Raw genomic sequence first — 13,707 nt, 5'->3', positions numbered from 1 at the left:
GGGTTCCTCGCACCATCGAAGCCTCCCGGCCCTTGGCGTACGCCTCGGGGCGGGAGGCTTCGTTCGTGCCCGAGACGCGCGATGATCGGGGGATGAGCGGGACTGGCGGGCACGGCGACCTCCGCGATCTCCTGCCGGTCGTGCTGGGCTGGCTGGACGCCGGCCGCCGGTGCGCGGTGGCGACGGTGGTGGCGACCTTCGACAGCGCTCCCCGCGACGTCGGCGCGGCGATGGCCGTCGCCGCGGACGGCGCGGTGGCCGGCAGCGTGTCCGGCGGCTGCGTCGAGGCCGCGGTGTACGAGCGGGCGCTGGCGGTCCTGGACACCGGCCGGGCAGTCCTCGACCGGTACGCCGTCAGCGACGAGGACGCCTTCGCGGCCGGCCTGACCTGCGGCGGGACCATCGAGGTGCTGGTCGAGTCCGCCGACGCGACGCTGCTCCACCGGCTCGACGCGGCCGTTCGTACGCCGGAGCCGGTGGCGGCCGTGACCGTGGTCAGCGGTGCCGAGCCGGCCGGAACCCGGCTGCTCGTCGGTGCCGAGAGCACGTACGGTTCGCTGCCCACGCCGGACGCGCAGGCGGCGCCGGCCCTGCTCACCGAGGTACGCGCGATGCTGGCCGCGGGCGAGTCCGGGATCCGGCAGCTTTCGACGGCGCCGCACACCGAGCCGCTCAGCATGCTCGTCCAGGCGTACCTCCCGCCGGCCCGGATGCTCGTCTTCGGCGCCACCGACTTCGCCGCCGCGGTGAGTTCGGCCGGCGCGTTCCTCGGCTACCGCGTGACGGTCTGCGACGCCCGGCCGGTCTTCGCCACCGCCGAGCGGGTGCCCGACGCGGCCGAGGTGGTCGTCGACTGGCCGCACAGGTACCTCGCGCGCGAGGCCGCCGCCGGTCGGCTCGACCGGCGCACCGTGATCTGCGTACTCACCCACGACCCGAGGTTCGACGTGCCGTTGCTCGAGGTCGCGCTGCGTGGCCCGGCGGCCTACGTGGGCCTGCTCGGCAGCCGGCGGACGGCCGACGACCGACTGGCACGGCTTCGCGAGCGCGGGTTCACCGAGGCCGAGTTGCGCCGGCTGTCCGCCCCGATCGGGCTCGACCTCGGTGGCCGTACGCCGGCGGAGACCGCGATCTCGGTCGCGGCGGAGATCGTCGCCTGCCGCCGCGGAGGAACCGGGCGGCGGCTCACCCACACCGACGGCCCGATCCACGACCGGCCGTCCCCGCACTGACCGCGATGACTAGGCAGGCCTCAGCGGGCGCGGGCCAGCCGGTGATAGCCGAGGGTGGCGACGCCGAGGGCGACGCCCCAGGCTAGGAAGAGCACCTCGGTGCCGGTGACGGCCCACGCCGACGCGAGCCCTGCCCAGGTGGTCTGCCCGTCGACGAGCGCGGTGGCGATCATCGACAGACCGATCACGCCGTACGACGTCAGCGCCACCGAGACGACGCCGGCCGGGACCAGCGCGAGCAACCGAGGAACGCGGCGGCGGCCCACCAGCGGCACCCAGCGCGGGAACTCCTGTCCCCACCGGGCGGCGAGTCCCAGGGTGAGCAGGCCACCGAGCGCCGGTAGGCCGCACAGGGCGAGACCCATCGGGACGTTGATGTCCTCGCGAACCTCCGCCAGCATCCGCGCCGGGATCCCGAGCGGCACGCCGAGCAGCCACAGCGTGTGCGGCATCGTCCAGCCGAGCAGCGGCAGGGCGCACCCGGCGTAGGCCCAGGCGCGCAACCACCTTGGTGCCGGGCGAACTCCGGCCGGGCGTCGCACCCCCTGCGCGCGGGGCACCGCCGCTACCGCCGCGGCCGCGACCAGCAGTCCGCCGGCGAGGAGCACGACGCGGTTGGCGAGGTCGCGCCAGTCGGTGGGGTGGCCGGCCGCCGCGGCGAACTCGAACACCAGGTGCCCCGGGAACGACAACGCGACCAGAACCGCGGCGCACCCCCACAACCCGGCGGCCACCACTCGTCCGGGCCGGGCGACGCCGAGCGCGGTGACAGCGACCAGGACCGCGCACAGGGCGACCGCGCCCCATCCGGACCAGAACGGCAGGACTTCCACTCCGGAAGCGCCGCATCCGGTGACCGCCTGACCGGCGGTGTGCTCAACGGTGCGGTCGCACGCGGTGTAACCCCACCGGCTACCGGTGGCCCACAGGAGGCGGAGCATGGCATAGGCGTCGGCGAACACGAACGCCGCGAGCAGCGCCCAGGCCGGGCGGCGTCCACCTCTGGGCAGGCTCCTGGGTGCCGGTCCTGCGGTCGCGGAAGGGCTGTCGGTCATGCCCCGACGATGCGCGGCGCCGGCCTTCGGGCGCGTGCACCCGGCGAGGGGTTCGGCTCACCCGGCGGAGTGAGCGAGTGCTCGACGCGAGCTGCCGCGTCAGCCGAGCCAGCGCCTGGCCTTCTTGCGGCGGATCGTCCGCTCCACCGCGGGCAGGTCCGCGAGGACGCGTTCGGCGGCGGCCTGCTCGCGGGCGTGCAACAAGCCGTAGGTGAAGGCATTCTCGTGGTCGAGATGGGCGCGTACGCCGACCTCACGCAGAGTCTGCCGGGCGACGACGCTGTCCTGGTGGGCGCCGAGCACCGTCTGCAGCCGCTTGAGGTCCTTCACAAGGCGGCGGGCGTCCTTGCCGCCGACGGCGGTGAGCGCCTCCGCGGCGTAACGCGCCCGCTTGGCGGCCTTGCGCGCCTCGTGCAGCGCGGTGGTCCGGTCGCGCACGACACCGGGAAGCGGCGGGATCACCGACGGCGTGGCCGCGGGGCGGGTGGACAGTGCGGCGGCGCGGTCGAGCCGGCGGTCGACCCGGCGTAGCGCCTTGCGTGCCCGCTTGCGGAGCTCGGCCGCGGCGGCCTCCTGACCGGCGGTGGCTTCCACCAGTGCGTCCAGGCTGTCCAGCAGCGCGGAGTATCGCGGGCTGTCCAGCGCCTCTGCGACGCGCTGGCGTGCCTGCCCGGCCTCGGTCGCGAAGTGGTCGCCGATCCGGCGTTCCACCGGACCGATCACGAGCTCGGTGGGCTCGGCCTCGATGGCGGCACGCAGACGCTCGGCCTGCACCTGGCTGTCGCGGAGCAGGCCCAGCTCGCCGGCGAGCCAGCGCAGCTCCACGCCGAGAGGGTCGGTGCGCGCACGGTCGAGGAACGGCCGGAAGGTGCGCAGCGTGCTCCGCAGCCGGCGGCAGGCGACGCGCAGCTTGTGCACCGCCTCGGGGTCGCCATGTCGTACGCCGGGATCGAGGGTGATGATCGCGTCTCGCTGGTCGGCGATGTACGTAGCGACTGCCGACCACGCACGCTCCTCGTCGCTGCCCGGCCCACTCCGCGTCCGCCCGGCCGGCCGGCCGGTCCGCGTGGCGCCCGCGCGCCGGAGGTCGAGCGTGCGGGCCAGCTTCGACCCGAACGCCGCCGGTCGCGCGCCCGCGTCCAGCAGGAGCCGCTCGGCGGCGTCGAGCAGGTCGGCCGAACCCTCGACCAGCTCGACCTCCACCTCCCGCCACTCGCTCGTGGTCACCGTGTCGCCGTAGGTGTGCGCGGTGACGTGGTCGTCGCTGACCTCGGCGAGAGCGCGGCCGGAGTCCGAACGCAGGACGCGGTCCAGCCGTCGGGTGCGGATCCCTGCCACCGGGCGCAGCGGATGCCCCCGGGTCAGGGCGCGGAGCTCGTCGGCGAAGGATGCGGGCGGCTCGGCTGGTTCGGCGCGTTCGCCCTCGTCGAGCGGCGCTCTGAGCTCGGTCCGCGCACCGTGATGCTCGGGCGCTCCCCCGGCGCCGGCCGGGCGCTTGAGGTGCCAGCCCGCGTCGTGGCCGCCGGTGCGCCGGCGAAGCGTCACCCCGTGACGGGACAGGTGCAGCTCGTCGGTGTCGTAGTAGGTCGCGTCCAGCTCGTGCTCGACGGGTTCGTCGACCGAGGCCGCTCCGGGGACCGAGGACAGATCCGGCAGGACGAAGTCCGGCTCGACGTCGTACTTGCGTTCCACTTCCAGATGAGGCATTCGGCTCCCTTCCGACGTGCCTCATCCCTACCGGACGCGGGCGTGGTTCGCCACCTCGCCCACCCGGGGGCCGGGGGCAGGGCGGCCGGACGAGGCGGCACCCTCAGGCAAACCGGGTCAGAACGAACCCAGGTCGGCGGACAGCCAGCGCTCCGGCCGCATGGTGACGACGAGCTGCTCGCCGTGCTCGGCCTTCGACATCTTGATGTAGCCCTCCACGATCTCCGGTGACAGGTATCGCCGCGCCATCTCGTCGAGGTGCTCGTCGTTCATCGGGCTGGTCCGGGTGACCGGGCCTTCCACGGAGACGTAGCGCACCGAGGGCTGCACCCGTTCGACCATCAGCGAGAACCGGCCGGCGGCCTCGATCAACCGCGCCTTGCGGGAATCCACTCCGGTCAGCACCCAGGCCTCGCCGCCGGGCTCGTACTGGTACCAGATCGGCACCACGAGCGGCCCGCGACCGTCTTCGGCGTCCACCGCCAGCGCGGCGACGTGCGGCTCGGCAAGGAACTCTTGTCGTTCGTTCACAGACAGTGCCATGCCGCAGACCCTACGAGAGACCGCCGACAACTGCCTTCCAGTCTGGAGGGCGCCGGCAAGGAGCAGTGCCGGACCCCTTCTTTCATTGATCTTCCGGCCAGGTGCTCGTCAGCTCTCGGCGCGCGAGCTCGCTCGCGGGGTCATTTCGTCCAGCAGGGCGAACAGGTGGTCGATGCGCTGGGTGAGTACGTCGCGGAGCCGGGCGGCCAGGCGTTCCCAGTCCTGCGGCGCGGGCGGCTCCTTCTCGGGCAGGGCGGCGAGAGCTTCACGGATCTCCGCGAGGGTGAGGCCCACCCGCTGCGCGGCTCGGATCATCGCCACCCGGCAGAGGACGTCGCCGAAGAAGCGCCGCCGGTTGCCCGCGACCCGTTCACACGGCAGCAGGCCGTTGTCGGCGTACCACCGAACGGCCGAGGGTGCGATGTCCATGCGCTCGGCGACCTGGCCGACCGTCAGTCCGGAAACGTGCCAGTCGAAGTCCATTCGGTGATGGTTCCACCGGCAGCTCTTGTCTTCAAGTGCACTTGAACCCATAGCTTCCGAGGCGTCGGCACAACGACGAACGAAGGGACAACTCATGCGTACAAGGACAATCCGGCTCGCGGTCATCGCGGGCAGCACCCGGCCTTTCCGGCGGGCGCACTCGGTGGCGGACTGGGTGTGTGCGGCCGCGAGCGAACCAGGCCAGGACCGCGCGTACGACCTCACCCTGGTCGACCTGGCCGAGGTCGATCTGCCGATGCTGTCCGAACCGGCGCCGGCGATGGTCGGCCAGTACGCCCAGGAGACCACGCGGCGATGGTCGGAGCTGGTCGGGAGGTTCGACGGCTACGTTCTGGTGTCGCCGGAGTACAACCACTCCACGTCGGCGGTGCTGAAGAACGCGTTGGACCACCTGTACGCCGAGTGGCGTGACAAGCCGGTCGGCTTCGTCGGCTACGGCACCGACGGCGGGGTCCGGGCGGTGGAGCACCTGCGTCTGGTCGCCGCCGAACTCGGGATGGCGGGGGTCGGTCCCCAGGTCGCGCTGAACCTCTTCGACGACTTCGACGGCCAAAGCTGTGCCCCGCGGACGAGGCAGGTCGAGGCTCGCGACCGCATGCTCGCAGGTGTCGCCCGCTGGGCCGAAGCGCTCAGGCCGCTGCGTCCGGCCCGGTCCGCTCCGGTGCCGGACGGTGATCGGCCGATCCTCGCGGACCCGGCCGCCTACCCGGCCGCGACGGACGCTGTGGAGCAGTTCGTCACGGCGCTACAGGGCGGTGTCGATTCCTCGGACGCGGACAGGTTCGACCACCTGTTCGCCGCGGACGTGATGTGGGGAAGTCCGTACGGCAGAACTCTGGCCGGGTTCACCGAGCTCAACGCAATCCATCGAACCCTGATGGCCCGGCAGGCGGCACCGCCGTCCCGCTTCGAGATCGTCCGGGTGACGGCTCCGGCGCCTGACGTCGCCGTCGCGCACGTACGCAGGCAGGCGGTGGACGCCGACGGCAAGGCGACCGACGGTTTCTCCGAGATGGCGATGTACGTGCTCGTCGAACGGGACAGGCGCTGGTGGCTCGCCGGAGGGCAGAACACACCGATCGCGCAGGCACAGCCCTTGCCCTCGTGACGAATCCACCGCAGGGTGACGGTTGTGGATCCGGCAACGAGCAGCGCGCGGCGACTCGTCGACGACCTCAACGCGCGGTCCGGGCTGTGCCTCGAGTTCGTCGGGGCCGCCGCCCAGGGCGAGGTCAGTGAGGCGGTGTTCGTACGGCGGCCGGACGGTCGCGACGGCGTGCTCACCCGCTCGACCGCGCCCGCCGACTTCCTGCGCCACATCGCCGGCGTCCTCGCTCTCGCCCGCGAGCGTGGCGCCCCGGCGCCACGCCACGAACTCGTCACCGACGTCTCCGAGAACGCCGTCATCCTCCAGGAACGACTGCCGGGCGCGCCACCCGCACACGTGACGGCGCGGACGGTCGACGCGATCGTCGCGGCGAACGACCTTCTGGCTGGAGTCCTCGCCGACCGACCGGACGTCCACGTCCCCAAACTTCACCTGCGGGAGAGCGGGGACGGCTGGTGCCTGCACGAGACGCTCGACCGGTACGACGAACGGAGCCGCAGGTTGCTGCAGTGGATCCACGAGGTCGGCGAGGTCGCGCCGACGCACCTGGCCGGCGTCGACCTGGTGCACCTGGATCTCGTACCCGGCAACGTCCTCCTCGACCCGACCGGAGCCGTCAGCGGCATCGTCGACTGGGCCGGCATCGGGCGCGGTGACCGGTGGTTCGCCCTGCTGAAGCTGCGGTTCCAGCTCGCGTTCCTGCGCGTCACCCGGCCGGCCGGCGGTCCGTCGGTCGAGCCGGAAGCGATTTCCCGCCTGGACGAGATCTTCGACAAGCAGGTGGACCCGGTGCTGCTCCGCGCGTACTGGGCACACGCGAGCCTGAGCCTGGTCGACTGGGCCTTGCGCCACGGTCCGCGCGACCACGCCGAGCACTACCTCGACATCGCCCTGTCCCGGTTCATCCCGTAAGGCCCGGCCGACGATACGGAGTCAGACGCCGGTGGTGCCGTCGACGATCTGGCGCAGCAGGTCCGCGTGGCCGTTGTGCCTGGCGTACTCCTCGATCAGGTGCACGTAGATCCAGCGCAGGGACACCTGCCGGCCCCAGCTCGCCATCGCGAACTCGGTGTCCAGGCCCACGCCCGCGACGGCAGTCCGGGCGGCGGCCATCTCCGCCACCAGCGTCGCGTAGTCGGTCTCGGCGCCGCTCGCGTCGGCGTCGTCGAAGTCCACGCCGGCCGGGTAGACCGCCGGAAGGATCTCACCACCCACATTCCGGCGGAACCACATTCGCTCCACCTCCGCGACGTGCCGGAGAAGTCCGAGCAGCGAGAGGTTCGACGTGGGGACCGCCCGGCGGGCCAACTGCTCGCCGGTCAGCCCGGCGCACTTGTGCAGCAAGGTGGCGCGGTGCCAGTCCAGCCATCCGTCGAGGACAGCGCGTTCGTCGCCGACGAGCGGCTCCGCATGACCTCGTTCGACCTGCGGCGCGATCCATGCCATGTCGTCATCCTGCCGAACCAGCTGAGGCGCTCGTCAGGCCGGCGCGCGTTCGGCCTGGATCTGTTCAAGGCTCTTGCCGGCCGTACGCGGCATGAACACCAGCCCGACAGCACCGCTGATCACCAGCAGGCACAGCAGGATCAGCGCGAGCGTGTGGAATCCGGTCGCCGCGAGCACCGGCACCAGGAAACTCCAGCCACCGATGAGGATCCGCACCACGCCGTACAGCAACGCCTGTGAGCTCGCCCTGATCCGGGTCGGGAACAGCTCGGTCGACCAGACCCGGAAGAACGGTCCCTGCCCGAACCCGCTGCCGAGGTTGTTCACCACGAGGTAGACCACGGCGACCCCCACGCCGAGCGGGAACGTGAACAGCACGCCGTACGCGATCGCCTGCAGCGCCGCGCCGATCCCGAACAGCAGCCGCCGGTGCCGGGTGTCGCTGAGCGGCATGAACACCACCGACGTGGTGATCGACACGACGAGGAAGCCCATCGCCTGCAGGGCGACGCTGGTTCCCTGGCCGGCGCCGCCGACGGTACGCAGGATGTACGGGAAGAAGAACCCGGCCGTCCCCGCGACGAGGTTCCACGGCAGGAACATCGCGAACACGAACGCGAACGCCCGCAGGTTCGCCTTCGTGGTGAAGTCCCGCAGCCGCATCCCCGCCTGCCGGCCGGCGTTGCGCCAGCGTTCGGACTCGACCATCCCGCGGCGGAAGAACCACGTCACCAGCGCCACCACCAGCAGGTGGGCGAAGACGATCCGGATCCCCAGCAGGCCAAGGGGTGCGAGCGCCCAGGCGAGCGCCAGCGTCAGCACCGGGCCGAGTGACCAGAACACGTTGGTGAGGCCGAGCATCTTCCCGCGCGCCCGAGCCGGGGAGAACTCCGCGATCAGCGTCCACGACGTGGGGATGTCCGCGCCGACCGCGAGCCCGACGATGACGAAGCCGACCAGCAGACCGGGCAGGCTGGGCGAGAAGATGATGAACAGCGTCCCGAACGCGTACACCAGCAGGTCCCACTGGTAGACCCGTTTGCGGCCCACCCGGTCACCCAGCCAGCCGCCGATCAGGCAGCCGACGCCGGCCGAGATGGCGTTCGAGCTGAACGCCGCGATCAGGCCGACCGCACCGCTGCTCAGGTGGTATGCGCTCGCCCACAGGGCAAGGCCCGCGGAACCCGCCACGATCGAACCGGCGTCGATGTAGTCGGCCATCGACGCGAGCACCGCCCAGCGCCAGTGCCGCCGGTCCAGGGTTTCGTCGTCCTTCACGCGCGGCCCGCGGGTTGTGTTCACGGGCCGCCATCGTTCTCGCGGCACGGAGCGACGGTCAAGCCTGCAAGGCCGCACTGACTGGGACCGGCCTGGCCACTCCCGGACCGGCGCCGGACTCCGCGCCGGGCACCGCTGTCAACCCACGCTTGCGAAGGCGTACTCGGGGAGTTCGATGTCGGCCGCCTTGGCGAACTGCCGGGCCATCAACGGCCGCATCGGCCACCGGTTCATCCACCGCATGGACAGCCCCCGCGCCCGGATCGCCGCCGCACTCATCGGCGCGTATCCCGACACCCCGCCCGGCGGGAGCTCCTGCGCGCTGGTGACGTAGGGCCGGATGCGGTTCTCGTAGCGGGCGAAGGCGGTCGCGTGGTCGCCGCCGGCGGCGAGCTCACCGGCCAGCACGTACGCACCGACCAGGGCGACGCTGGTCCCCAGCCCGGTGAGCGGGGTCGGGCAGTAGCCGGCGTCGCCGAGCAGCACGACCCGGCCGCAGGACCAGTGGTCGAGGTGCACCTGCCCGATCGAGTCGAACGCGAAGTCGGTGCCGGCACGCATTCCGGCGAGCAACCGCGGGACCTCCCAGCCCACCCGGGCGAACCGTGCCGCGATCACGTCCTGCTGCCCGCGTACGTCGCGCCGGTCGTACGACAGCGGCTCGGACCGAAAGCTCAGCCCGGCCTTCACCTCACCGGGCAGGCGGCCCGGCCGGGCTGACGCGACCAGCCCGCCGGGCGCGTTGTGCATGAGGTACCAGTCGTCGAGCGCGATGTCCTCAGTGGTGGTGAACCAGGCGGTGTAGCAGTCCAGCGGGCGGACGTACCTCTCCTCGGGACCGAACGCCAGTGCGCGGACGGTCGAGTGCAGCCCGTCGGCGCCCACCACCAGGTCGAACCGGCGGGGAGCGGCGCGTTCGAACCTCACCTGCACGCCGTCCTCGTCCTGGCGCAGCTCGGTGATGGTGTCGTCGAAGAGGTACTCGGTGTCGGGCAGCGTGGCGTCGTACAGCAACTCGCACAGGTCGCCGCGCAGGATCTCGATCTCGGACACGATGCCCTCGCCGCCGAAGCTGTCCGCCGGCATCCGAGCGGTGATCCGGCCCCGGCTGTCGACCAGGGCGAGGCCGCGCTGGTCCAGCGAGATTGCCCGTGCCCGCTCCATCAGTCCCATCCGGGTGATCACAGTGCGGCCGGCGCCGCGCAGGTCGACCGCCTGGCCGCCGGGCCGGGGTGCCGGCGCGCGCTCGACGACGGTGGGGCTGTAGCCGGCTCTGCGTAGCCAGTACGCGGCGGCCGGGCCGGCGATGCTGGCGCCGGAAACGAGGACGGTCTTGTTCGACATGGCGGTGACTGTACGGTGTACGCACAGTCCGTGCAAGCGTTGTTTACAACATGATCCGTACGACCGTACTAGTGCACTCACCGCCTGACAGCCGGCCTGGCGGCGCGACCGACTGGTGGTCCGGCGTCGGAAGGCTAGGCTGAGCAGGGCGTCGGTGCACTAGTACAGCGGTCGTACGACTCCGCAGGATCCGCAGAAGGGAAGGGCCCCCGGATGGCAGCTTCGTCCACGGCGTCGCGGTGCCGCGAGGTCGTCGCCGCGCTCCGTCGCCGCATCGAGACCGGCGAGCTCGCACCGGGCGACCGGGTTCCCTCGACCCGGGAGATCACCCGTGAGTGGGGCGTGGCGATGGCGACCGCCACCAAGGCGCTCACCGAGCTTCGCCACCTCGGCCTGGTGCGGGCCGTGCCCGGCGTCGGCACCGTGGTCGCCGAGCGCGGAAGGCCGGTCAACCGGCCAACCGACCCGGCCGGCCGCGCCACCACCGGCAACCGAACCACCACCGACACCCGAACCACCACTGACGGCCGAGCCACTACTGACGGCCGAGCCCCGGCGGACCGTACGCTCACCACCGAGCGCGTCGTCGAGGCGGCGATCGCCGTCGCGGACGCCGAGGGCGTCTCGGCCGTGTCGATGCGCCGGGTGGCCGTCGAACTCGGAGTCGCCACCATGTCGCTGTACCGGCACGTGCGCGACAAGGACGATCTGCTGCTGCGGATGATGGACGCGGTGATGGCGGCTTCGCCGCTCCCGGCCGAGCCACCGGACGGCTGGCGGGCGCGGCTGGACCTGGTGGCCCGGACGCTGTGGGCGATCTTCCGCCGGCATCCCTGGCTCGCGCCCACCATGTCGATCACCCGCCCGCAGGCGACCCCGCACGCCCTGCCGTACACCGAATGGGTGCTCGCCGGTCTGGTCGCCGAGGGCTTCGACCTGCAGACGGCGTTCACCATGCACCTGACGCTGTTCAACTACGTGCGCGGCACGGCGGTCAACCTGGAGAGCGAGGCGGAGGCGGAAGCGGCCAGCGGGCTGACGAACCAGGAGTGGATGGCGGCCCAGCAGCCGGCCATCGACCGGATCGTCGCCGAGCAGCGGCTGGTGACGTTCGCCCGGCTCGCCGAGGAGGAGTACGACTTCGACCTGGACGCGCTGTTCGAGTTCGGTCTGCAACGCCTGCTTGACGGCTGCACCGACCTGGCGGCGTCCACGCGGCGGCGCACCCGTCCCCGGCGATGAGTTCCGAGCCGACAGCAGGTCTGAAGGTGGGCGACGCCACCGGCGCGCCCCGGCGCCACGGGCACCGTACGACCAGCAGGAGGACCAGGCGATGGACAAGCACTTCGAGGCCACGTTGGAGAAGAGCCCGGCGAAGGGAGGCTGGACCTATCTCGTCTGGCCGGAGTCGGTGGACTACTTCGGCACCAAAGGACTGGTGAAGGTGCGCGGCACGATCGACGGACACCCGTTCCGGAGCTCGTTCATGCCGCTCGGCGACGGGCGGCACAAGCTGCCGGTGAAGTCCGACGTACGCGTGGCCATCGGCAAGCACGCGGGCGACACCGTGACCGTCCACCTGCTGGAGCGGATCACGGACTGAGTTCAGCCGGTTCAGCCCTCCTGGACGCCGGGCCGGCGGTCCTCCACCACCCAGGTGGCACGGGTGCTGACCGGCGCGCCAGGCCGGGTGACGTACGGCAGCACCCGGAAGTCCGTCCGCCACCGCTCCCGGTCCACGTGCACCCGGACGTAGCCCCGGCGGGCGTTGTAGAACTTCAGGTCCGGGTTCGAGGCGAGCATCAGCCGTCCCCGCGCGTCCACCTCCGCACCGTCGCCGCGGGTGGTGACGGACGTGCCGACGAACTCCGCGCCCACGGTCGGCGACTCGGGATCGGCGTAGTCGGCTCTGAGGTCCATGGCGTGGTTGCGGTGCCGGTCGCCGGTGATCACCACGAGGTTCCGCACACCGGCGTTCCGGGCGGCGGCGAGCACGCGGTTGCGGTCGGCGACGTAGCCGTCCCACGCGTCCAGCGACACCTTCGTCGCCGGACCGGGAGCAAGATCGCCCTGCCCCATCGGGACCTGGTTGCCGAGCACCTGCCACCGGGCCGGGGAGGTCGCGAACCCGTTCAGCAGCCATGCCCGCTGCCGGGTGCCGAGGATGGTCCGGCCGGCGGCGAACCGCCCGGTGCAGCCGGCCTCCCGCCCGCCTCCGCAGGGCTGGTCGTCGCGGTACTGCCGGGTGTCCAGCATGGTGAGGTCGACCAGCCGTCCGTACGCCAACCGCCGGTGCAGGCGCATCGCCGGGCCGGACGGCAACTGGGTGTGCCGCATCGGCTGGTTCTCGTACATCGCCTGGAACCCCGCCGCCCGCCGCCGGCGGAACGCGACCGGATCCGCGTCCGGCACCGGGGTGACTCCGGGATGGTCGCCGGCCCAGTCGTCCTCCACCTCGTGGTCGTCCAGCGTCACGATCCACGGGAAGCGCGCGTGCGCGGCCCGCAGCGGCGCCTCTGACTTGTAGAGCGCGTACTGCAGCCGGTAGCCGGGCAGGTCGAAGACCTCGGTGCGCAGCGACGCCTCGCCGATCTTTCCCCGCCGGTCACGGTCGGGCACGTGCTCGTAGATGTAGTCGCCCAGATGGACCACCAGGTCGAGGTCCTCCCGCGCCAGATGGTCGTACGCGGTGAAGTAGCCGTCCTGCCAGGTCTGACAGCTGGCGAACGCGAAGCTGAGCTCCCGCGGCGAGGACGAGGCGAGCGGCGTCGTCCTCGTCCGCCCGACCGGGGAGAGCGCCCCGCCGACCCGGAACCGGTAGTAGTACACCCGGTCGGGTTCCAGGCCGCCGACCTCCGGATGCACCGAATGGCCGAGTTCGGGGGTGGCCACCACCCGGCCGCGGCGGACGACGCGGGCGAACCGGTCGTCGGCGGCCACTTCGTACTCCACCCGCACGGGTCTCGGCGGCATCCCGCCGCTGCCGTCGGCCGCCAGCGGCACCGGCGCCAGCCGGGTCCACAGCACCATCCCGTCCGGCGCCGGGTCACCGGAGGCGACGCCGAGAGTGAAGGGGTCGGCGCCACCGAGCGGGAGGGACGACACGGAGTTCTCGACGAACACCCCGGTGCCGAGCAGCACCGCGGCGGCACCGCCTCCGCCGAAGCCCAGGAACCGTCGCCGGGACAGCCGCCCCGGTGGGGAGTTCGCTGCGCGCGCGTGCGTGGACCAACTCACCCTGGTGCCCGACCGAAGTCCGCGAAGCCCGAACGGAAGTACGCCGCGTCCGGCGAAAGTGCGCCGCGCCCGGCTGACGGGAGCAGCCGGACGCGGGCGCGCGGCGGGCAGAGCTGGAGTTGTCCGCCACAGTGCGAGCTACCCATCGGCCGGGCGCGAATAACCGGTGGCGGGACGGCAACCGCCCTGGTAGCGTCACCGGGCTTCCTGGGTGGCTCTCGAGTAATCCTCGAAGGATCGAATCGAACCGGAC

Annotated in this window: 13 protein-coding genes; 5 read left to right on the top strand and 8 right to left on the bottom strand. The window is 72.1% G+C overall.

Annotated features, from left to right (window positions below):
- Nucleotides 1-92: 92 nt before the first annotated feature.
- A complete protein-coding gene (locus FHR37_RS28655) occupies nt 93-1,232 on the top strand; it encodes an XdhC family protein (RefSeq protein ID WP_092886517.1) in 1,140 nt (379 codons plus the stop codon).
- 20 nt (nt 1,233-1,252) lie between these two features.
- On the opposite strand, the gene FHR37_RS28650 is transcribed toward FHR37_RS28655, so the two are convergent.
- From FHR37_RS28650 to FHR37_RS28635, 4 genes are all read right to left on the bottom strand, one after another.
- Nucleotides 1,253-2,287 carry a hypothetical protein gene (locus FHR37_RS28650; RefSeq protein WP_092886519.1) on the bottom strand — a complete coding sequence of 345 codons (1,035 nt, stop codon included), beginning with the start codon at nt 2,285-2,287 and terminating at the stop codon, nt 1,253-1,255.
- Nucleotides 2,288-2,386: 99 nt separating this feature from the next.
- Nucleotides 2,387-3,994 (bottom strand): CYTH and CHAD domain-containing protein, encoded by a 1,608-nt coding sequence (locus FHR37_RS28645; protein ID WP_092886521.1) that lies wholly within the window; start codon nt 3,992-3,994, stop codon nt 2,387-2,389.
- 117 nt (nt 3,995-4,111) lie between these two features.
- Nucleotides 4,112-4,537 (bottom strand): pyridoxamine 5'-phosphate oxidase family protein, encoded by a 426-nt coding sequence (locus tag FHR37_RS28640; protein ID WP_092886523.1) that lies wholly within the window; start codon nt 4,535-4,537, stop codon nt 4,112-4,114.
- 108 nt (nt 4,538-4,645) lie between these two features.
- Nucleotides 4,646-5,020, bottom strand: coding sequence for a MerR family DNA-binding protein (locus FHR37_RS28635; RefSeq protein ID WP_175542701.1), 375 nt, complete (start codon nt 5,018-5,020; stop codon nt 4,646-4,648).
- Nucleotides 5,021-5,114: 94 nt separating this feature from the next.
- Between FHR37_RS28635 and FHR37_RS28630 the strand changes: the two genes are divergently transcribed.
- Complete coding sequence (locus tag FHR37_RS28630) at nt 5,115-6,149, top strand: SgcJ/EcaC family oxidoreductase (protein WP_179771034.1); 1,035 nt, start codon at nt 5,115-5,117, stop codon at nt 6,147-6,149.
- Nucleotides 6,150-6,173: 24 nt separating this feature from the next.
- Nucleotides 6,174-7,061, top strand: a complete 888-nt coding sequence (locus tag FHR37_RS28625) for a phosphotransferase (protein ID WP_175542702.1) — start codon at nt 6,174-6,176, stop codon at nt 7,059-7,061.
- 21 nt (nt 7,062-7,082) lie between these two features.
- Here FHR37_RS28625 and FHR37_RS28620 read toward each other — a convergent pair whose 3' ends face one another.
- The 3 genes from FHR37_RS28620 to FHR37_RS28610 form a co-directional block, all read right to left on the bottom strand.
- Nucleotides 7,083-7,595, bottom strand: a complete 513-nt coding sequence (locus FHR37_RS28620) for a DinB family protein (protein WP_092886529.1) — start codon at nt 7,593-7,595, stop codon at nt 7,083-7,085.
- 33 nt (nt 7,596-7,628) lie between these two features.
- Nucleotides 7,629-8,897, bottom strand: a complete 1,269-nt coding sequence (locus tag FHR37_RS28615) for an MFS transporter (RefSeq protein ID WP_202818280.1) — start codon at nt 8,895-8,897, stop codon at nt 7,629-7,631.
- Between the two features lie 114 nt (nt 8,898-9,011).
- Complete coding sequence (locus FHR37_RS28610; protein WP_092886531.1) at nt 9,012-10,217, bottom strand: FAD-dependent monooxygenase; 1,206 nt, start codon at nt 10,215-10,217, stop codon at nt 9,012-9,014.
- Between the two features lie 213 nt (nt 10,218-10,430).
- Between FHR37_RS28610 and FHR37_RS28605 the strand changes: the two genes are divergently transcribed.
- Nucleotides 10,431-11,459 carry a TetR/AcrR family transcriptional regulator C-terminal domain-containing protein gene (locus tag FHR37_RS28605; RefSeq protein WP_092886533.1) on the top strand — a complete coding sequence of 343 codons (1,029 nt, stop codon included), beginning with the start codon at nt 10,431-10,433 and terminating at the stop codon, nt 11,457-11,459.
- Nucleotides 11,460-11,550: 91 nt separating this feature from the next.
- Entirely contained in the window at nt 11,551-11,820 is a 270-nt protein-coding gene (locus tag FHR37_RS28600; RefSeq protein WP_092886536.1) for a DUF1905 domain-containing protein, read from the top strand.
- An 11-nt stretch (nt 11,821-11,831) separates the two neighbouring features.
- Here the strand turns inward: FHR37_RS28600 and FHR37_RS28595 are convergent, their stop codons facing one another.
- Nucleotides 11,832-13,454, bottom strand: coding sequence for an alkaline phosphatase D family protein (locus tag FHR37_RS28595; RefSeq protein WP_237768989.1), 1,623 nt, complete (start codon nt 13,452-13,454; stop codon nt 11,832-11,834).
- Between the last annotated feature and the right edge of the window lie 253 nt (nt 13,455-13,707).

This window comes from Actinopolymorpha cephalotaxi, assembly GCF_013408535.1.
Classification (GTDB): domain Bacteria; phylum Actinomycetota; class Actinomycetes; order Propionibacteriales; family Actinopolymorphaceae; genus Actinopolymorpha; species Actinopolymorpha cephalotaxi.
This window is presented reverse-complemented; position numbering and strand designations above follow the sequence as displayed.

Coding starts and splice junctions, on each gene's coding strand:
- FHR37_RS28655 (WP_092886517.1), top strand. CDS start 93: ATGAGCGGGACTGGCGGGCACGGCGACCTCCGCGATCTCCTGCCGGTC.
- FHR37_RS28650 (WP_092886519.1), bottom strand. CDS start 2,287: ATGACCGACAGCCCTTCCGCGACCGCAGGACCGGCACCCAGGAGCCTG.
- FHR37_RS28645 (WP_092886521.1), bottom strand. CDS start 3,994: ATGCCTCATCTGGAAGTGGAACGCAAGTACGACGTCGAGCCGGACTTC.
- FHR37_RS28640 (WP_092886523.1), bottom strand. CDS start 4,537: ATGGCACTGTCTGTGAACGAACGACAAGAGTTCCTTGCCGAGCCGCAC.
- FHR37_RS28635 (WP_175542701.1), bottom strand. CDS start 5,020: ATGGACTTCGACTGGCACGTTTCCGGACTGACGGTCGGCCAGGTCGCC.
- FHR37_RS28630 (WP_179771034.1), top strand. CDS start 5,115: ATGCGTACAAGGACAATCCGGCTCGCGGTCATCGCGGGCAGCACCCGG.
- FHR37_RS28620 (WP_092886529.1), bottom strand. CDS start 7,595: ATGGCATGGATCGCGCCGCAGGTCGAACGAGGTCATGCGGAGCCGCTC.
- FHR37_RS28610 (WP_092886531.1), bottom strand. CDS start 10,217: ATGTCGAACAAGACCGTCCTCGTTTCCGGCGCCAGCATCGCCGGCCCG.
- FHR37_RS28605 (WP_092886533.1), top strand. CDS start 10,431: ATGGCAGCTTCGTCCACGGCGTCGCGGTGCCGCGAGGTCGTCGCCGCG.
- FHR37_RS28600 (WP_092886536.1), top strand. CDS start 11,551: ATGGACAAGCACTTCGAGGCCACGTTGGAGAAGAGCCCGGCGAAGGGA.